The sequence below is a fragment of the Oleiagrimonas sp. C23AA genome (assembly GCF_011759385.1).
In the GTDB taxonomy this organism is placed as follows: domain Bacteria; phylum Pseudomonadota; class Gammaproteobacteria; order Xanthomonadales; family Rhodanobacteraceae; genus Oleiagrimonas.
Window position 1 is genome coordinate 138,899 of record NZ_JAARLY010000007.1, and the last position, 17,266, is coordinate 156,164.

Below are 17,266 nucleotides of genomic sequence, written 5' to 3' on the forward strand. Positions count from 1 at the left end.
GCACTTCATCATGTTCGCCCGCCTGCAGCGAGCCTTTCGCGTGCCGGAACTGGACGGCCTTGATCGTGCCCGGCGCCGTGAGCGGATAATCGAGGCGATGGGCGAAGATCGCGTACTGTGCCTGGGCACGCTGATCGGTTCGATGCTGGTGATCGCGCTACTGGGTGATCTGACGCGCCGGCTGTTGCCGGATCAGTCCATCTGGCTACGCTTTCTGGCGCAAATGCCGCCCTTGATGCTGCTGAGCACCGTCGCTTACGGGGTGTGGTTTGTGCCACACCTGCGCCGTTACCTGCGCAAACAGCGGTCTGAAAACGACGCGTGATGGGCGAAGTTCGCCCATGACCTGCGAAGGCAGGTGTTAGTCTGTCAGCCGGTGAAACATCGACAAGGAAGGTCATATGAGCTGGAGCCGCGTCGGCTTTATTCCTGAGTTGTCGAAGGTGCCGTCGCAGTGCCGACGTGCGCTGATGCGCTATCTATCCATGCGTGTGTGGGCTCGATCGTTTCCAGTCCTGGCGCTTATGGTGGCCGCGTACCGCGTGGCGATGGCGTTCTACGATCACCGCTTTGGCTCGCTTCCCGGCTGGGTGCTGATGAGCTTGCCGCTATGCGTGGTGTTGGCCTGGCGTCGCTGGGTGGTGCGTCCGGCCTTGCGTAGTGCGGTGAGGCGCTGGCTGGCAGCGAGGGCGGATACGCTGACTCAGCGCGCCGAATAGCTTTTCAGCAGCATGGTGATGTCGCCGCCGTCGCTTTGCGAAAGCTTTACCGGCACCAGAAATTTGCCGGGTACGTACCAGGCGGAAAAGCTCTTGGCGTCGTCCGTGCGGTCCACGCGCTCGGCCTGGAATTGGCCGGCGGGCACGGAGACCTCGCTCTTGCCCTTTACCTGATAGCGCTGCACCTGCACGCGGTCGCGCACGGCCACCGGCAGGTTGACGCTGCGCTTGTCGTCGTCCAGCGCCATGGCGATGGCCAGCGGTACGGTGTGGCGCTCAACCAGACCCGGCGCGGTGGCGTAATGCTCGGTGCCTTTCTTGGTGGTGACAGTGACCTGCTTGCCGGCCCAGTCCACCTTCAGGTGGCGCTCCTTGCTCTTGACCGACACATCCATGCTGTAGTCGTAGCTCAGCGCTTCTGGCGCGTTGTCCTGCCAGCGGAAATGAGAGGTTTCCTTCACGCTGGCGCCGAGCAGCGCGGCCAGACCCGAGGTGCCCTTCATCGACGAGCGGTACTGCCAGGTGCCGTCGCCATCCTGGCTGAGCGTGAGCTTGCTCTGGCCGATCACCGAGCCATCGCGCTGCACCTCGTAGGTGGCGCGAAAGGCATGCGGTGCGGCGGCCGCGTGAGCGGCGCCGGCCATCGCCAGCGTTAGCGAAGCGACAAGGGGAAGCAGGCGAGCGGTAGTCATGAGCGCAGAGTCTGGGGGTGCGCACCTGAATGGATGTTCACGCGGCGATCAGTTCGCCGCCGTTGTCCAGTTGCAGCGGCGCGGCCAGGGGCACGCCATCCAGGGTGACACCGGCCTCGTTCAGACCCAGGCGCCCACTGGCCAGCAGCGCGGTTACCGCCGGCAGCAGTCGGTGCTCTCGCGGCAACAGGCGCGCGGCCAGGTCATCGGCGCTGTCGCCTTCATGCACGGCAATACGGGCCTGTGCGATCACCGGGCCACCGTCCAGTTCGGCGGTGACAAAGTGCACGCTGGCGCCATGTTCCCGGTCACCGGCGTCCAGCGCGCGTTGGTGTGTGCGCAGGCCGCGGTACTTGGGCAGCAGCGACGGGTGCACGTTGAGCATGCGTCCGTGCCAGGGTGCCAGCGCCTGGCCATCGATAATGCGCATGAAGCCGGCCAGCACCAGCGCCTTGGCGCCCGAATCGGCCAGACGCCGGAACAGGTCCAGGTCGAACGCGCGCCGGTCGGCGTAGCTTTTGGGGTTCAGCGCCAGCGTCGGGATGCCGTGCGATTCGGCCAGGCGCAGCGCCGGCGCCGTGGCGCGATCGCTGGCGACCAGGGCGAAACGCACCGGCAGCGTGCCGGCGTCACGGGCGGCAATCAGAGCTTTCAGGTTGCTGCCGCGCCCGGAGGCGAGCACGGCAATGGGCATCGGTTCGTGCGTCAAACTCATGCGTGGCGCCAATCAGCTGATGGCCACGCGTGCGTTGCCCTCGGCGCTGACAATCTTCCCGATCACGCGTGCGCCCAGGCCGTGCTCGGCCAGCAGCGCCATGGCGCGATCGGCGTCGTTGCCGGGCAGGATCAGCGTGAAGCCGATGCCGCAGTTGAAGGTGCGCCACATTTCCTCGCGCGCGACCTTGCCTTCGGCCTTCAGCCATTCGAACACGGCCGGCAGTTCCCAGCTGTCCGCGTCGATGGACACGCCCAGGCCCTCGGGCACCACGCGGATGATGTTTTCCGACAGGCCGCCGCCGGTGATGTGCGCCATGCCGTGCACGGCAACAGCCTGCATCAGCGCCAGCATCGGCTTGACGTAGAGCGTGGTCGGCGCCATCAGCGCATCGGCCAGGCGCGTGCCATTGAGATCCATGTCCAGCGGCGAGCCGGCACGCTCGAGAATGCGGCGGATCAGCGAGTAGCCATTGGAATGCGGGCCACTGGAATCGACGCCGACAATCACGTCACCAGCGCTGATGGCGCTGCCATCGAGCAGCTGCGACTTTTCCACCGCACCGACGGTGAAACCGGCCAGGTCGTATTCGCCTGGCGGGTACATGTCCGGCATTTCGGCCGTCTCGCCGCCAATCAGCGCGCAGCCGGCCAGCTCGCAGCCCTTGGCAATGCCGCTGACCACCGCCGCGGCGGTATCCACGTCCAGCTTGCCGGTGGCGAAGTAGTCCAGGAAGAACAGCGGCTCGGCGCCCTGTACCAGCACGTCGTTCACGCACATGCCGACCAGGTCGATGCCGATGGTGTCGTGGCGCCCCAGCTGCTGGGCCAGCTTCAGCTTGGTACCCACGCCGTCGGTGCCCGATACCAGCACCGGCTCCTTGTAGCGTCCGGCCATGTCGAACAATGCGCCGAAACCGCCCAGGCCGCCCATCACTTCCGGGCGCATGGTGCGCTTGACCATGGGCTTGATGCGCTCGACAAGCGCATTGCCGGCATCGATATCCACGCCGGCGGCGCGGTAGGTGAGGGCGTCGTTGTCGGCGGACATCGGGGCAACTTCCGGTGTGGGCAAGAGTGCAATGATAGACGTTCGGGCGCCGATTGGGCAGACTTTGCCGGCATGTCGCCGTTTGCGGTGACCCCTTTTCAAGCATACGGTCGATGCCGATGGCAAAGCGATTCTCCCACCTGCTGCTCAGCTTCCTCGTTCTTGCGCTGGTCTGCGCGGTGCCGCGCCCGGCGCTGGCGCAGGGCTCGCAGTACACCGCCATCGTGCCGGTGCAGGACACCACCGAGGCGCAGCGCGACCATGCTTTCTCGGTGGCACTGACGCAGGTGCTGGGGCGCGTGGCCGGCACCGACCTCAGCGCCAAGCCCGGTTACCAGGACACGCTGGGCAAGGCGGCCAACTACGTGCAGCAGTACCAGTATCAGCGCGCCGATGACGGCAACGGTTTCATGCTTCAGGTCAGTTTTGACCCTGGTGCCATTCGCCGCGTTATTGCCAGCTTCGGCGGCTCCAGCTGGGGCGGCTCGCGTCCGCCGGTGCTGCTGGTGGTGCGCAATGGCAGTGGCCAGCTGATGGGCGCCGACGCGCTGGCGCCGCTGACCCAGGCGGCCGGAGCGCGCGGGGTGAACTTTGTCTATCCGGCGCCGGGCGCGCAGCTGGACAACTCGGCGTTGGCGCAGGCCGACGAGCACGCCTTGGCCGCGGTGGCGCGGCGTTACCACACCGGTCTGGTGCTGCTGGGTTCGGTCGATCACGGTAGCGCACAGTGGACGCTGGTGGCCGCCGGTCAGGCGCAATCGTGGCAGAGCGCGCCGGGCGGCATGGATGCGGCGTTGTCGGCGACCGGCTCGACGCTGGTCAGCCGTCTGACCCAGCGCTTTGGCGATGGCTCGCAGGGCGCTTCCAGCCAGGGCGTGCTGTGGGTGGAGGGGGTCGGCAGCGCCGAAGATTTCGCGCAGCTGATTGCCAGCGTGCGCGATGACGCCTTGGTACGCTCAGTGCGCGCGATACAGGCGCAGGGGCAGGGCGTGGCGCTGCAGATCAGCGCGCGGGCCTCGATGAGTTCGGTGGCCGATGAGCTGGCGGCCAAGGGGCGCCTGCTGCCATCGCACGATACGCATGCCGGCGCCGATGTCACCCTGCACTGGCTGCACTGATACGGTCCGGTATCCCGAGCCGTGCGCCGTGGCTGCGGAGGGTATGACGCATGAGTTCTGACATCTCGCGCCGTCTGCAGTGGCTGCTGATCGTGCTGGCGCTGGCGCTGCTGGTGTGGCTGCTGGCGCCGGTGCTGATGCCGTTCGCGCTGGCCGCGATGTTTGCCTACATGGGCGACCCGCTGGCCGACCGCCTGGAGCGCTGGCACATGAGCCGCACGCTGGCGGTCAGCATCGTGTTCACGGCGATGACTCTGGCGCTTTTGGGGGCGTTGCTGCTGCTGATTCCGCTGGTGCAGCATCAGATCAACAACCTGATCAATAATATTCCCAGCTACATCGCCTGGGCGCGCGATACCGCGCTGCCCTGGTTGCAGCAGCACCTGCATCTGGATCGCGATGTGTTCGATCCGGACCGGCTGGCCGCCACGCTTCGCGAGCACATCGGCTCGGTCGGCAGTGTGGTGGCCGCGGCCCTGGCGCGAATCTCGCGTTCGGGCCTGGGCTTGGTGGCGTGGATGGCCAACCTGGTGCTGATTCCGGTGGTGACCTTTTATCTTTTGCGCGACTGGGACGTGCTGGTGGCGCGCATCGACCGCATGCTGCCCCGCTCGGTGCAACCGACGGTGGCCCGCCTGGCGCGCGATTCGGATCAGGTGCTGGGTGCGTTCGTGCGCGGGCAGCTGCTGGTGATGGTGGCGCTGGGGCTGATCTACGGTATCGGTCTTTGGGCCATTGGGCTGTCGGTGGGGCCGTTGATCGGTATGATCGCCGGTCTGCTGAGCTTTGTGCCGTACCTTGGTTTCATGATCGGCCTGGGTGCCAGCCTGATCGCGGCGCTTGTGCAGTACGGCGACTGGGCCCACATCGGCCTGGTGCTGGTGGTGTTTGCCATCGGCCAGGTGATGGAAGGCTACGTGCTGGTGCCGCGCCTGGTGGGCGGCAAGATCGGCCTGCATCCGGTGGCGGTGATGTTCGCCGTGCTTGCCGGTGGCCATCTGTTCGGTTTTCTGGGTGTGCTGCTGGCCTTGCCGGCGGCGGCCGTGATCATGGTGCTGCTGCGTTACGGCTACCAGCGCTATCGTGGCAGTGAGCTTTATGCGACCACCCGACCGCCGCTGGTCGCACGTGACGAGACACCGCCGCCGCATGATGCGTCGGCGCCTGCGGGCGACAACGCCGGCTCGGACTGAGCCGACGGCGACACGCCCTTTTGTGACGAGGATTTTATGAACCAACAGCTGCCGCTGGCGCTGCGCTGGCCGCGTCGGCAGCGATTTGAGCATTTCCACGCCGGCTCCAACGCCGGGGCGGTCGACGCCATGCAGTGCGCCGCTACCGACGAAGGCGCGCCGTGGGTGGTGCTGACCGGTCCGCGCGGCAGTGGCAAAACACACTTGCTGCTGGCCGCCTGTCAGGCTGCCGCTGACGCCGGGCGCTGGGTGCAATACCTGCCGTTGGGCGCGTTGCTGGGCACCGTGGCCGATACCGTGCGCCGCAGCAGCGAGGGCGCGCAGTTGCTGGCGCTGGACGATGTGCATGTGGTGGCCGGCGATGCCGCCGTCGAGCATGCGTTGTTCGATGTCTACAACCGCTGCAAGGCCGAGGGCGTCAACGTGGTGTTTGCCACCGATACCGCCCCCTCGCAGTTGGCACTGAAACTGCCGGATCTGCGTTCGCGACTGGGTGCCTGCCAGCTGCAGGCGCTCAAGCCCCTGGACGAGGCCGAGCGGCGCGACATTCTGCGCACGCACGCCGCGGCGCGCGGCATCGAGCTTGATGATGCGGTGATGAGCTGGCTGTTTGGCCACTACGAACGCGATCTGGGTGCGCTGCAAGACCTGCTCGAGCGCCTGGATCGCGCCTCGCTGGCGGCCAAGCGCCGCATCACCGTGCCGTTCCTGCGCGATTTTCTGCGTCAGGGCTGATCCGCTTGCGGGTTCGGCCGGCATGAAAAAAGCCGGCATCATCGCGATGCCGGCTTTTTTGCGCTTTACCTTCGACGGCTTGAGTTGGCCTGCGGCCGGTTCAGGCGCGCAGCAGCTCCGGCGGCAGGTGCTCGGCGGCGACCTTGGCCACGGCCTGCGCCACCATGTGGTTGCCGGCGATCAGGTTGCCGCGCTCGGGCAGGCCATCGCGACCGGCGCAGTCGGTGTACACACCACCGGCCTCGCGCACCAGCAGGCAGCCGGCGGCGATGTCCCAGGGCTTCAGGCCGAACTCGAAGAAAGCGTCATAGCGGCCGGCGGCCACATAGGCCAGGTCCAGCGCGGCCGAGCCGGAGCGACGAATGTCCTCGGCCTCGCCCAGCAGGGCGCGGGTCATGGCCAGCTGTGGGTCCAGATGCTGGCGCTGACGAAACGGGAAGCCGGTGGCGATCATGGCGCCGGCCAGGCTGTCACGCTTGGCGATGCGCAGGCGGCGATCGTTCAGATACGCGCCATCGCCCTTGCTGGCGGTGAAAAGTTCGTCACGCAACGGATCGTAGACCACCGCGTACATCGGCTCACCATGGTCGAGCATGGCAATGGAGACGCTGAAATGCGGAATGCCACGCAAGTAATTGTGCGTGCCATCCAGCGGATCGATCACCCACTGCAGCGGGCCCTTGCCGATCTGGCCCGACTCCTCGGCCAGGATGGCATGGCGCGGGTAGGCGCGCTTGAGCTCGCGGATGATTTCGGCCTCGGCCATGCGGTCGACTTCGGAAGCGAAGTCCATCCGCTGCTTCTCGACCACATTCAGGCTGTCGAGGCGGTTCATGTAACGCAGGATCACATTGCCTGCGGCGCGTGCGGCACGGGCCGCAACGTTGACGGCGGGTCTTGGCATGGCGGTTCGGCTGGGCAAGAACGGGAAGGGCCGCGGAGCTTGCCGCGGAACCGCGAACTATACCATCTAAGCATGCAAATGGCCCATGTCCTGCGACGAATGGTGGTGGCGTTGTAAGCTTTCCGGTCCCGCCTTCTTTTCAACGCATCCATGGCCATGACAGAAACCGCCGCGCGCGTACGCTTCGTACTGGTACGCACGTCCCATCCAGGCAACATCGGCAGCGCCGCGCGCGCCATCCGCACCATGGGGTTCGAGCGCCTGGAATTGGTCACGCCGTACCGCTATCCCGATCCGGAAGCCACCGCACTGGCCGCCGGCGCGCCGCAGGTGCTGGAGAAGGCGCCGGTGCGCGAGCAGCTGGTCGATGGCCTGGCCGGTGCCAGCCTGGTGCTGGGCATGAGTGCGCGTCGCCGTGGCGTGACCTTGCCCGAGCTGACGCCGCGCGAAGCGGCCGCACAGGCCTGGCAGGCCGCTTGTGAGGGCCGCGAGGTGGCGCTGATGTTCGGCAACGAGCAAAGCGGCCTGGCCAACGAGGAGCTGGCGCGCTGCCATGCCATGGTGCGCATTCCCAGCGTGGAGGACTACAGCTCGCTGAATCTTTCGCAGGCCGTGCAGGTGATGGCCTATGAAATGCGTCTGGCTGGTCTGGACGAGGGGGAGGTGGCGCCCCCGGAGCCGCGCGATGCGCCGGCCGATGCCGAGCAGATGGAGCAGTTCTTCGAGCACCTGGGCCGATCGCTGGACGACATCGATTTTCACAAGGGCCGTTCGCCGCGCACCATCATGCGCCGCCTGCGCAAGCTGTTCATGCGGGCCAGTCCGGACGAGCGCGAACTGCGCATCCTGCACGGCATTCTTGCCGACGCCAGCCGCGCCGCGAAGATGGCCGGCATCGAGCCGCGCCCGTTCAAGGGCGTGGACGAGGCTGACCAGGACTGAGCCTGAACTTTTAGAAAAAATCGTGCGCCACTTCGTGCATCAGGCGCACCAAGGCGCCGCTGAAGGTGGCCGAGGCCAGCACCATGGCCACCGAGCCTGTCCACAACAGCATCAGCATGCCGCCATCGCGCTCGATCAGGGCCAGCGCGTAGGCCAGCAGCATGCCGCCGAACAGATAGTTGGTGAACGGGATCGGCAGCGCCAGCAAAATGCCGATCAGAAACAGCAATACGCCGGTGAACACCGATGCTCCGCGTCCGGTCAGCGCCTCCAGGCGGGGCCGGCACAGGCGCTCCAGGCGGCGCATGATCGGCGCGCTGCGGGCCAGGAAGCGCGCCACCGCCTCACGCTTGAGCTGACGCCGGCGCAGCCAGCCGGGAATCCATGGCTGGCGCATGCCTGCGGCCATCTGCACGCCCAGCAGCATGGTCAACACGCCCATCACGCCGCCCACGCCCAAGGGTACCGGGATGAAGTTGGGGATCGCCAACAGCAACAGCACGCAGCCGAACGCACGCGAATTCAGCGGTGCAATCAGGTCATCCAGCACAATGTACTCATGCGGGTGCGCGGCCAGCGCATCGGCAAGCACATCGGTGGTGCGGCGGTGGGTATGCGCATCCATGGGTCGAGCCCTGTGGCGAAAGCCTTTGGGCGATTGAACCACGCTCGCGTGTGCGCTTCACCTCGTCGGGGCGGGTCTTGGTTCAGCTGGCGTCGGGCAGCGGCTGCGCCGGGTCGTCCGGCGGGGTAATCAGCAGTTTGTCCACGCGCGCGCCGTCCAGATCCAGCACTTCGAAGCGATAACCCTGCCAGGCGAAGGTTTCGCCAGCCAGCGGAATGCGTCCGAATGCGGCCACCATCATGCCGCCGGCGGTATGGAAGTCGTGTTCGTCCTCGTGGGGCAACGAGGACAGTTTGAGCAGCTCGCGCAGATCCTCGGCGCCCACGCTGCCGTCGATCAGCCAGCTGCCATCAGGGCGGCGCACCACCGGTGCATCAGGACGGTTGTCATCGCCCGATGGCGTTTTGCCGACCACGGCGGCGAGCACGTCGTTGAAGGTGACCAGGCCCTGGATGTCGCCGTATTCATCGACCACCAGCGCCAGCGGCGCCTCGGCATCGCGAAAGGCTTCCAGCAGGTCGAGCGCACGTGCCGTCTCGGGCACGAACAAGGGTTTGGCCAGCACCCGGAACAGCGGCACGCCGGGGCGTTGCAGGGCGTTGAACAGGCGCTTGACCTCGACAATGCCGAGAATCTCCGACTCGTTGCCGCGGTACACCGGATAGCGCGAGTAGGGCGTGGACTGCAGAGTGTGCAGGTTGTCCTCGCGGCTGGCGCCGGCATCGAGCCAGGTGATGCGCGTGCGCGGCGTCATCAGGCTGTCCACGCTGCGATCGCCCAAGCGCAGTACGCGGTTGACCATGTTGTGCTCGTCGGCGTCTAGCACGCCCTGTTCGGCGCCCTCGGCCACCAAGAGGCGAATTTCCTCCTCGGTGACCGCTTCGCGGCGAATCTTGTTGAGCCCAAGCAGGCGCAGCACGCCGCTGCTGGCCAGATTCAGCACCCAGACAAACGGCGAGCACAGCTTGGCCAACACCAGCATCGGCATGGCAATGGTGCTGGCCAGGCGCTCGGGTGCCAGCAGCGCGATGCGCTTGGGCACCAGTTCGCCCAGCACGATCTGGATCGAGGTGGCGACAAAAAAACCCACCAGCCAGCCAATCAGTACCGCGTGCTGTACCAGCCAGGGCAGGCCTGCCGACTCCAGCAGAGCAGCAAAACGCTCGCCCAGCGAGGCGCCGGTCACCGCACCGGTAATCAGCATCAGCGCGGTGATGCCCACCTGCACGGTGGAAAGAAAACGATCGGGCCACTCGGCCAGGCGCAGCGCCACGCGCGCGCCGCGGCGGTCACGCGCCAGCTGCTTCAGGCGGCTTTTGCGCGAGGCAATGATGGCCATTTCCGAGAGGGCGAAAAAGCCGTTGATCAGCGCCAGGACGACGATCAGGCCAAGTTTGGTCAGCATCGGTGCGAAGGTGGAACGTGCATGGTCCGGCAGTGTACCTGCTCGCGCGGCATGCGCCCATGCGTAGGCAAAGGCTGACGCTGGCGCGGTGTCTGTAACATAATTGCCACTTTGTGCGGTCATTCATGGCCGTTTTGTGACAAGCGCCGACCAGACAGCTTAGGAGAGGCCGCACCGTGTTTTCACTTCAGACCATGTTCGGCAAGGGCGACAAGTTCTACGGCTTGCTCGAAGCCAGCTCGCAGGCCGCGCGCGACAGCGCCCAGGCCGTGCACAAGCTGGCCCAGTCGCGTGCCGAGTCGGCCGATATTGCCGCCTTCTCCAGCGCCCGCCGCCGCGAGAAAGAGCTGGCCGCACAGATCAGCGAAGAGCTGGTCAACACGTTTGTGACGGCGCTCGATCGCGAGGATATCGAGGCGCTCAATTCGGCGCTGTACAAGATTCCCAAGACCATTGAGAAGTTCGCCGAGCGCTACGCCATCGTCACCGACCGGCTGGAAGGCATCGACTTCACCACGCGCACCGAGCTTTTGACCCGCGCCGCCGAGGTGGTGGTGCAGATGGTGGCCGAGCTGCGCCGAGGCCTTCGCATCGATGCGGTGAAAAAGCAGCAGGATCGCCTGCAGGCGCTGGAATCGGAGGCCGATCGCCTGCTGCTGGAGCCGTATCGCACGCTGTACGCCAACGCCGACGACCCGCTGCGCGCGATGCTGGCCAAGGATCTGTACGAGCTGCTGGAAAAGGCCATCGACAAGTGCCGCGATGTCGGCAACATCGTCTATTCCATCGTTCTGAAGAACTCCTGAGGTCGGCGCCGTGAGTCTTGGCATGCTGGTCGCCGTGGTTCTGATCGCGCTGGCCTTTACCTACATCAACGGCTTTCACGACACCGCCAATTCCATCGCAACGGTGGTCTCGACCAAGGTACTTTCGCCGGGTCAGGCGGTGATCCTGGCGGCCGTGACCAATCTGCTGGGTGCCTTGTGGGGCACCGCGGTGGCGCAGACCATCGCCTCGGGGCTGATCGACTCGGGCGTGGTGCATGTCGGCTCCGAGCTGTTGATATGCGCCTTGCTCGGCGCCTGCGTGTGGAATCTGGTGACCTGGTGGCTGGGGCTGCCATCCAGTTCCAGCCACGGCCTGGTCGGTGGCCTGGTGGGCGCGGCGCTGGCCGCCTCTGGCGACAAGTTTTCCTCGGTGGTATGGAGCCAGGGCGGCGCGCACTGGTGGGAAGGCCATGGCGTCATCCCCAAGGTGGTGGTGCCGATGGTGGTCTCGCCGCTGATGGGCTTTGTGCTGGGCTTTGTGCTGATGGGCCTGCTGTACGCGTTGCTGGCCTGGTTCGCCAACCGCAAGAGTGGTTTGCGCCGCTATGGGCGCACGCCGTTCGTCAACGCCTTCTTCGGCAAGGCGCAGATGGCATCAGCGGCGGCCATGGGTCTGTCGCACGGCATGAACGATGCGCAGAAGACCATGGGCATCATCGCGCTGGCACTGGCGGGCGCCACGGCCGCCGGTTCCATGGATCAGCTGCCGCACTGGCTGCACTTCCTGCAGATTCCGGAAGACGCCGCCGGTCACTTTCCGGTGCCGGTGTGGGTGAAGGTGGTCTGCGCGCTGGTGATGGCCGCGGGCACCGCCGGCGGTGGCTGGCGCATCATCCGCACGCTGGGCCATCACATGGTGCGCCTGCACCCGATCAACGGTTTTGCCGCCGAGGGCAGCTCGGCCATCGTCATCATCGTTGCCTCGATGTTCGGCATTCCGGTTTCGACCACGCACAACGTGTCGGCTTCGATCATGGGCGTGGGCGCGGCCAAGCGCTTCAACGCCATTCGCTGGACGGTGGTTGAGCGCATGGTGTGGGCCTGGATTCTCACCCTGCCGATCACGGCGGCCATCGCCTATGGCCTGGTGCGGCTGGTGCAGGCTTTCGGCAGCTGACAAGACGGCCAATGGAGCATAAAAAACGCCCGCATCGCTGCGGGCGTTTTTCGTTGTGCTGAACCGGCGTTTTGGATCAAGCCGCCGGCGGGTAGACCTTGGCTTCGGGCACCTGTCCGCGCCGGCCGCGTGTAGCCAGGTGCAGCGCGGTGGCGGCAATCTCGGCCGGGTCGACCCAGCTTTGCGGGTCCGAATCGGGCATCGCTTCACGGTTGGACGGCGTATCCACCGCGCCCATCGGGTGCAGCATGGATACGCAAAGGCCGCGTGGCGCCACTTCGGCGGCCATGGATTTCATCCACACGGTAAGTGCTGCCTTGGACGCGGCGTAGGCACCGACCTGGCCGCCACCGTCGAAGGCTGCCGCCGCGCCAATGCCCAGAATGAAACCCTCACCGCGTTCGAGCATCGTGGCCAGCACCGCACGGCTGGCATTGAAGGCGGTGTGGAAGTTGATGGCCATCTGCGCATCAAGCTGTTCGGGCGAGGTGTCGGCGGCCGCGCTCATGTCGAAGCCGCCGGCGATGTTGAGCAGCGCATCGATATGGCCCAGCCCTTCGCGTGCTTCGGATACGGCGCGTCTGGCCTGGGCATCGTCGGCCAGGTCGGCCTGCAACACCAGTTGGTCCGGACGGCTGTTTTTCAGCCGTTCCACGCCCGTCTGCGAGCGCGCGACCAGTGCCAGCTTCCAGCCGGCCTTGGCAAAGGCGTCAATGATGGGGGCGGCAATGGCGCCGCTGGCACCGGTGACGATGGCGGTTTTCTGCGTCATCGAGGCAAATCTCCAAAAAGGTGTGACACCCGCCGACGACATGGTTTTCCACGCGCGGCGTTGTTCGGCCCGTTACGAGCCATCGGCCATAGGCGTGATCAGAAAGCGTCGCTGCCGTCGGACAGTGCCTGCTCCAGCGTATCGCCCAGCGTGCCCAACTCGTCGATCAGACGCTTGAGTTCGTCATCGGTGAGCAGGTCGTACGGGCGGTTCTCGCAAAGGTGCAGATAGGGTGAGCCGTCCAGATCGCTGACGGCCAGAAAGCCGGTGCGTTGCTCCCAGTTAAAACGCAGGCAACGACGCGGGTCGATGCCGGTAAGCGGCGCAATGGGCGTGGACAGGCGCAGGTACTTGCGGCCGCCTTCGTCCTCCATCTCGGCCAGATAGATGCCCTGGCGGCGTTCTTCGCCCAGCTCCAGGTCGAAGCTGATCAGGTACGGATCGTTGTGGCCCAGCGTGTAGCGGCCGTTGACCTGCGAACGGATGGCTTCGAAATGATTGAGCTTCATGCGGTCGATCTCCGACAGGGCGGTTCATGATGGTACCGTGCCGGCGAACCACACCAAAACACCATGTCCGATCCCTACACCCGCATCTATCAGGCCATTGCCGATATTCCCGCCGGACGCGTCGCCGGTTACGGACAGATTGCCATGCGCGCCGGACTTCCCGGGCGTGCCCGCATGGTCGCTCGGGCGCTGCGCGATACGCCTGATGACATGGAGTTGCCGTGGCATCGCGTGCTGCGTTCGGATGGACGCATCGCTTTTCCCGAGGGCAGTGCGGGCTGGCGCGAGCAAAGCCAGCGCCTGCGGGCCGAAGGGGTGGTTGTCAGCCGTGGCCGCGTGCCGATGAGTGCGTTTGGGCTGGACGCCGACCTGGACCGCGCGTTGTGGGGCCCGCCGCCGGCTTGATGCAACCCCGGCGAGACCGGCGTTTGCTAGCATCTGCGTGATGCAATCCTCGCTCGACATTCTTCGTCACGTTTTCGGCTACCCGGAATTTCGCGGCCAGCAGCAGGCCATCATCGAGCACATCGCCTCTGGCGGCGATGCGCTGGTGCTGATGCCCACCGGGGGCGGCAAGTCGCTCTGTTACCAGATTCCCGCCCTGATGCGTCGCGGCACCGCCGTGGTGGTCTCGCCGCTGATCGCGTTGATGCAGGATCAGGTCGAGGCTTTGCGTCAGCTGGGTGTGGAGGCGGCGTTCCTCAATTCCAGCCAGGCGCCGGACGAGCAGGCCGAGGTCGAGCACCGTCTGATGGCCGGCGAGCTGAAGCTGCTGTACGTGGCGCCCGAGCGGCTGATGGGTGGGCGCCTGCTGGCGATGCTGGGGCAGCTGGAGCTGGCCCTGTTCGCCATCGACGAGGCGCACTGCGTATCGCAGTGGGGCCATGATTTTCGCCCTGAGTATCGCCAGCTCACGGTGCTGCACGAGCGTTTCCCGCAGGTGCCGCGCGTGGCGCTTACGGCCACCGCCGATGCGCCGACGCGGCGCGAGATGGTCGAGCGCCTGGCGCTGGAAGAGGCTGAGCAGTTCGTCTCCAGTTTCGACCGGCCCAATATCCGCTACAGCGTGGTGCACAAGGACAATCCCAAGCGCCAGCTGCGCGATTTTCTGGCCGCGCACCGCGGCGAGTCGGGCATCGTCTACTGCATGTCGCGCAAAAAGGTGGAGTCGACTGCCGAGTGGCTGGCCGGGCAGGGCATGGCCGCGCTGGCCTATCACGCCGGCATGGATGCTGCCGAACGCGCTGCCAACCAGCAGCGTTTTCTGCGCGAGGACGGCATCGTCATGGTCGCCACCATCGCCTTCGGCATGGGCATCGACAAGCCGGACGTGCGCTTTGTCGCGCATCTGGACCTGCCCAAGAGCATGGAAGGCTATTACCAGGAAACCGGCCGCGCCGGGCGTGATGGCCTGCCGGCGCAGGCCTGGATGGCCTATGGCCTCAGCGATGTGGTCACGCTGGCCCAGTTCATTGCCCGCTCCGAGGCCGGCGAGGAGCGCAAGCGCCTGGAGCGCGCCAAACTGGATGCGTTGTTGGGCTTTGCCGAAACCGCCGTCTGCCGGCGCCAGCGCCTGCTGGCCTATTTTGGCGAATCGCTCGCCGAGGCCTGCGGCAACTGCGACAACTGCCTGGAACCGCCGGAAACCTGGGACGCCACGGAGGCGGCGCAAAAAGCCCTGTCGTGCGTGTACCGCACCGGCCAGCGCTTTGGCGTCGGACACCTGGTCGACGTGCTGCGCGGCAGCCAGAGCAAACGCATGGAAGAGCTCGGCCACAATCACCTGAGCACCTACGGCATCGGCCAGGATCTGGACGATCACCAGTGGCGCGGCATCTTCCGCCAGCTGGTGGCGCGTGGCCTGCTGGAGCCGGATATGGATGGCTACGGCACGCTGCGCCTGACGTCTTGCGCGCGCGAGGTACTGCGAGGCGAAGAAAGGCTTCAGCTGCGCCGTGAGGCCACCCGTGCGCAAAGTCGCCGCCGCGCCGGCTCGGGCAATCGCGCGGCGCTGGATATCGATCGTGCCGAGTCACCGCTGTGGGAGGCGTTGCGCAGCACGCGTGCGCGCCTGGCCAAGGAGCAGGGGGTGCCGGCCTACGTCATCTTCCACGACGCCACCTTGCTGGCGATGCTGCGCGAGCATCCCACCACGCTCGATGCGCTGGGTGCGATCAGCGGCGTCGGCGAGCGCAAGCTGGAGCACTACGGCGAGGCGTTCCTGGAAGTGTTGCAGCAGGCCGAGGCGGCCGGCGCGGCCTGATCCTGGCGTTGTATCGATGGTGCGCCCGGCGTGTTTTTGGCATGCGAAGGCGCCGCACTGTAGCAAGTTGGCATAGGTGAAATTCCGTTAGTGAATTTTTCGCCCCTGCGCGCTACAGTCGAAAAAATGATATCGATAACAACACGGGGTATTCGCCATGGGGGATGGACATGCGTCCGCGGCCGCTGCCGGCACGGCCACCACGATTCCGGCGCGTCTTGATCGCCTGAACTGGAGCCGCTTCCACACACTGGTGGTGGTGGCACTGGGCATCACCTGGATTCTCGATGGTCTGGAGGTGACGTTGGCCGGCTCGGTGGCCGGCGCGCTACAGGCCAGCCCGAGCCTGCACATGAGCGAAGCGCAGGTGGGCCTTTCGGCCAGCGTGTACCTGGCCGGCGCCGTGCTCGGTGCGCTGTTCTTCGGCTGGCTGACCGACAAGCTGGGCCGCAAAAAGCTGTTCACGGTGACCTTGGCCACGTACCTGATCGCCACCGCGCTCACCGCTTTCAGTCCCAACTTTGCGATGTTTGCGGTGTTTCGCTTTTTCACCGGCGCCGGCATCGGTGGCGAATACACCGCCATCAACTCGGCCATCCAGGAGCTGATTCCGGCGCGCTATCGCGGCCACACGGATCTGGCCATCAACGGCACGTTCTGGGTCGGCGCCGCGCTGGGCGCACTGGGCATCATCGTGCTGCTCAATCCGCACTGGTTTGCCGTCGACCTGGGCTGGCGTCTGGCTTTCGGCATCGGCGCCGTCCTTGGCGTGATCATCCTGGTGCTGCGCCGCTTCATTCCGGAAAGCCCGCGCTGGCTGATGACGCACGGGCGCATGGCCGAGGCCGAGGTGGTGATGCAGCAGATCGAGACGCGTGCCGGCGCCAGCGCACCGCCGCCGGACCTGCCGCGCATTACCATCACCGACCGGCGCACACGGCTGCTGGATGTGGCCACCTCTCTGTTCCGCTTGTACCCCAGACGCGCCGTGCTCGGCCTGATCCTGATGCTGGCACAGGCGTTCTTCTACAACTCCATCTTCTTCACCTACGCCATGGTGCTGGAGCGGTTCTTCCACGTGCCCAGCGCCTCGGTAGGGCTCTACATCCTGCCGTTCGCGGTAGGGAACGTGCTGGGGCCGTTGCTGTTGGGGCGCCTGTTCGACACCCTGGGCCGTCGGGTGATGATCACCTTCACCTACGCCATGTCCGGCTTGCTGTTGCTGGCCACGGCCTGGATGTTTACCCAGGGCTGGCTGGATGCGCGCACGCAGACCTTGTGCTGGAGCGTGGTGTTCTTCTTCGCCTCGGCGGCGGCCAGCTCGGCCTATCTGACGGTGAGCGAGAGCTTCCCGCTGGAAGTGCGCGCGCTGGCCATCGCCGTGTTCTACGCATTGGGTACTGGCCTTGGCGGCGTCGCCGGTCCATGGCTGTTCGGCATCCTCATTGGTACCGGCCAGCGCAGCTCCATCGCCGGCGGCTACGTGCTCGGTGCCAGCCTGATGCTGATTGCCGCTGTGTTCGCCTGGCTGATGTGCATCAATGCCGAGCGCCGCAGCCTGGAGTCGCTGGCTCATCCGCTGTCGAGTCAGGGCACATAAGCTGTCGCTTCAATCACCTGCGGCCCGCAGATGCGGCACGCGACAGGCAACCGCGTGGCCAAGGATGGCCGCGACCTTAC

19 protein-coding genes are annotated in these 17,266 nt (G+C 66.0%); 11 read left to right on the forward strand and 8 right to left on the reverse strand.

Translation table 11 applies throughout. The features are described from left to right. The first annotated feature begins 10 nt into the window (after positions 1–10). Together HBF24_RS12690 and HBF24_RS12695 are read left to right on the forward strand one after the other, a co-directional pair. Positions 11–325 carry a hypothetical protein gene (locus HBF24_RS12690; protein WP_167173461.1) on the forward strand — a complete coding sequence of 105 codons (315 nt, stop codon included), beginning with the start codon at positions 11–13 and terminating at the stop codon, positions 323–325. A 76-nt stretch (positions 326–401) separates the two neighbouring features. Further along, on the forward strand, positions 402–719 hold the full coding sequence (locus HBF24_RS12695) for a hypothetical protein (protein WP_167173462.1): 318 nt from the start codon (positions 402–404) through the stop codon (positions 717–719). On the opposite strand, the gene HBF24_RS12700 is transcribed toward HBF24_RS12695, so the two are convergent. Genes HBF24_RS12700 through purM form a run of 3 tightly spaced genes read right to left on the reverse strand, consistent with a single transcriptional unit; the run spans position 704 to position 3,176 of the window. After that, positions 704–1,411, reverse strand: a complete 708-nt coding sequence (locus tag HBF24_RS12700; protein ID WP_167173464.1) for a DUF6134 family protein — start codon at positions 1,409–1,411, stop codon at positions 704–706. The genes HBF24_RS12695 and HBF24_RS12700 overlap by 16 nt on opposite strands. Positions 1,412–1,448: 37 nt before the next feature. Then, the gene (gene purN / locus HBF24_RS12705; RefSeq protein ID WP_167173466.1) at positions 1,449–2,126 is read right to left on the reverse strand and encodes a phosphoribosylglycinamide formyltransferase; all 678 of its coding nucleotides are present in this window, start codon (positions 2,124–2,126) and stop codon (positions 1,449–1,451) included. A 12-nt stretch (positions 2,127–2,138) separates the two neighbouring features. Continuing rightward, positions 2,139–3,176 carry a phosphoribosylformylglycinamidine cyclo-ligase gene (purM, locus tag HBF24_RS12710; RefSeq protein WP_167173468.1) on the reverse strand — a complete coding sequence of 346 codons (1,038 nt, stop codon included), beginning with the start codon at positions 3,174–3,176 and terminating at the stop codon, positions 2,139–2,141. 113 nt (positions 3,177–3,289) lie between these two features. Between purM and HBF24_RS12715 the strand changes: the two genes are divergently transcribed. Genes HBF24_RS12715 through hda form a run of 3 tightly spaced genes read left to right on the forward strand, consistent with a single transcriptional unit; the run spans position 3,290 to position 6,222 of the window. Next, complete coding sequence (locus HBF24_RS12715; protein WP_206064327.1) at positions 3,290–4,294, forward strand: DUF2066 domain-containing protein; 1,005 nt, start codon at positions 3,290–3,292, stop codon at positions 4,292–4,294. A 50-nt stretch (positions 4,295–4,344) separates the two neighbouring features. Continuing rightward, positions 4,345–5,487: an AI-2E family transporter gene (locus tag HBF24_RS12720; protein WP_167173471.1), complete on the forward strand. Its 1,143-nt coding sequence runs from the start codon at positions 4,345–4,347 to the stop codon at positions 5,485–5,487. 36 nt (positions 5,488–5,523) lie between these two features. After that, positions 5,524–6,222: a DnaA regulatory inactivator Hda gene (hda, locus tag HBF24_RS12725; RefSeq protein WP_167173473.1), complete on the forward strand. Its 699-nt coding sequence runs from the start codon at positions 5,524–5,526 to the stop codon at positions 6,220–6,222. A gap of 100 nt (positions 6,223–6,322) precedes the next feature. Here the strand turns inward: hda and HBF24_RS12730 are convergent, their stop codons facing one another. Continuing rightward, positions 6,323–7,126, reverse strand: coding sequence for an inositol monophosphatase family protein (locus tag HBF24_RS12730; RefSeq protein WP_167173475.1), 804 nt, complete (start codon positions 7,124–7,126; stop codon positions 6,323–6,325). Positions 7,127–7,282: 156 nt separating this feature from the next. Here HBF24_RS12730 and HBF24_RS12735 point away from each other — a divergent pair, with 156 nt between their 5' ends. Next, a complete protein-coding gene (locus HBF24_RS12735) occupies positions 7,283–8,068 on the forward strand; it encodes an RNA methyltransferase (RefSeq protein WP_206064328.1) in 786 nt (261 codons plus the stop codon). Positions 8,069–8,078: 10 nt separating this feature from the next. Here the strand turns inward: HBF24_RS12735 and HBF24_RS12740 are convergent, their stop codons facing one another. Then, positions 8,079–8,693, reverse strand: coding sequence for an exopolysaccharide biosynthesis protein (locus HBF24_RS12740; protein WP_167173479.1), 615 nt, complete (start codon positions 8,691–8,693; stop codon positions 8,079–8,081). 82 nt (positions 8,694–8,775) lie between these two features. After that, complete coding sequence (locus HBF24_RS12745; RefSeq protein ID WP_167173480.1) at positions 8,776–10,098, reverse strand: hemolysin family protein; 1,323 nt, start codon at positions 10,096–10,098, stop codon at positions 8,776–8,778. 176 nt (positions 10,099–10,274) lie between these two features. Here HBF24_RS12745 and HBF24_RS12750 point away from each other — a divergent pair, with 176 nt between their 5' ends. Then, positions 10,275–10,904: a pit accessory protein gene (locus HBF24_RS12750; RefSeq protein ID WP_167173483.1), complete on the forward strand. Its 630-nt coding sequence runs from the start codon at positions 10,275–10,277 to the stop codon at positions 10,902–10,904. Between the two features lie 22 nt (positions 10,905–10,926). Continuing rightward, positions 10,927–12,042, forward strand: coding sequence for an inorganic phosphate transporter (locus HBF24_RS12755; protein WP_167173712.1), 1,116 nt, complete (start codon positions 10,927–10,929; stop codon positions 12,040–12,042). Between the two features lie 76 nt (positions 12,043–12,118). Here HBF24_RS12755 and HBF24_RS12760 read toward each other — a convergent pair whose 3' ends face one another. Next, the gene (locus HBF24_RS12760; protein ID WP_167173484.1) at positions 12,119–12,814 is read right to left on the reverse strand and encodes an SDR family oxidoreductase; all 696 of its coding nucleotides are present in this window, start codon (positions 12,812–12,814) and stop codon (positions 12,119–12,121) included. 98 nt (positions 12,815–12,912) lie between these two features. Continuing rightward, on the reverse strand, positions 12,913–13,323 hold the full coding sequence (locus HBF24_RS12765; protein WP_167173486.1) for a YbjN domain-containing protein: 411 nt from the start codon (positions 13,321–13,323) through the stop codon (positions 12,913–12,915). A gap of 63 nt (positions 13,324–13,386) precedes the next feature. On the opposite strand from HBF24_RS12765, the gene HBF24_RS12770 reads away from it, so the two are divergent. The 3 genes from HBF24_RS12770 (at position 13,387) to HBF24_RS12780 (ending at position 17,186) form a co-directional block, all read left to right on the forward strand. Further along, a complete protein-coding gene (locus HBF24_RS12770) occupies positions 13,387–13,728 on the forward strand; it encodes an MGMT family protein (protein WP_167173488.1) in 342 nt (113 codons plus the stop codon). Positions 13,729–13,768: 40 nt separating this feature from the next. Next, positions 13,769–15,586, forward strand: a complete 1,818-nt coding sequence (recQ, locus tag HBF24_RS12775; protein WP_167173490.1) for a DNA helicase RecQ — start codon at positions 13,769–13,771, stop codon at positions 15,584–15,586. A gap of 157 nt (positions 15,587–15,743) precedes the next feature. After that, complete coding sequence (locus HBF24_RS12780) at positions 15,744–17,186, forward strand: MFS transporter (protein ID WP_167173492.1); 1,443 nt, start codon at positions 15,744–15,746, stop codon at positions 17,184–17,186. The last annotated feature ends 80 nt before the right edge of the window (positions 17,187–17,266 follow it).

Excerpts from the sequence above, each read along its gene's own strand:
- HBF24_RS12720 (WP_167173471.1), top strand. The coding sequence starts at position 4,345 with ATGAGTTCTGACATCTCGCGCCGTCTGCAGTGGCTGCTGATCGTGCTG.
- HBF24_RS12760 (WP_167173484.1), bottom strand. The coding sequence starts at position 12,814 with ATGACGCAGAAAACCGCCATCGTCACCGGTGCCAGCGGCGCCATTGCC.
- HBF24_RS12700 (WP_167173464.1), bottom strand. The coding sequence starts at position 1,411 with ATGACTACCGCTCGCCTGCTTCCCCTTGTCGCTTCGCTAACGCTGGCG.
- HBF24_RS12770 (WP_167173488.1), top strand. The coding sequence starts at position 13,387 with ATGTCCGATCCCTACACCCGCATCTATCAGGCCATTGCCGATATTCCC.
- hda (WP_167173473.1), top strand. The coding sequence starts at position 5,524 with ATGAACCAACAGCTGCCGCTGGCGCTGCGCTGGCCGCGTCGGCAGCGA.
- recQ (WP_167173490.1), top strand. The coding sequence starts at position 13,769 with ATGCAATCCTCGCTCGACATTCTTCGTCACGTTTTCGGCTACCCGGAA.
- HBF24_RS12690 (WP_167173461.1), top strand. The coding sequence starts at position 11 with ATGTTCGCCCGCCTGCAGCGAGCCTTTCGCGTGCCGGAACTGGACGGC.
- purM (WP_167173468.1), bottom strand. The coding sequence starts at position 3,176 with ATGTCCGCCGACAACGACGCCCTCACCTACCGCGCCGCCGGCGTGGAT.
- HBF24_RS12730 (WP_167173475.1), bottom strand. The coding sequence starts at position 7,126 with ATGCCAAGACCCGCCGTCAACGTTGCGGCCCGTGCCGCACGCGCCGCA.
- HBF24_RS12715 (WP_206064327.1), top strand. The coding sequence starts at position 3,290 with ATGCCGATGGCAAAGCGATTCTCCCACCTGCTGCTCAGCTTCCTCGTT.
- purN (WP_167173466.1), bottom strand. The coding sequence starts at position 2,126 with ATGAGTTTGACGCACGAACCGATGCCCATTGCCGTGCTCGCCTCCGGG.
- HBF24_RS12780 (WP_167173492.1), top strand. The coding sequence starts at position 15,744 with ATGGGGGATGGACATGCGTCCGCGGCCGCTGCCGGCACGGCCACCACG.
- HBF24_RS12735 (WP_206064328.1), top strand. The coding sequence starts at position 7,283 with ATGACAGAAACCGCCGCGCGCGTACGCTTCGTACTGGTACGCACGTCC.
- HBF24_RS12755 (WP_167173712.1), top strand. The coding sequence starts at position 10,927 with ATGCTGGTCGCCGTGGTTCTGATCGCGCTGGCCTTTACCTACATCAAC.
- HBF24_RS12765 (WP_167173486.1), bottom strand. The coding sequence starts at position 13,323 with ATGAAGCTCAATCATTTCGAAGCCATCCGTTCGCAGGTCAACGGCCGC.
- HBF24_RS12740 (WP_167173479.1), bottom strand. The coding sequence starts at position 8,693 with ATGGATGCGCATACCCACCGCCGCACCACCGATGTGCTTGCCGATGCG.
- HBF24_RS12695 (WP_167173462.1), top strand. The coding sequence starts at position 402 with ATGAGCTGGAGCCGCGTCGGCTTTATTCCTGAGTTGTCGAAGGTGCCG.
- HBF24_RS12745 (WP_167173480.1), bottom strand. The coding sequence starts at position 10,098 with ATGCTGACCAAACTTGGCCTGATCGTCGTCCTGGCGCTGATCAACGGC.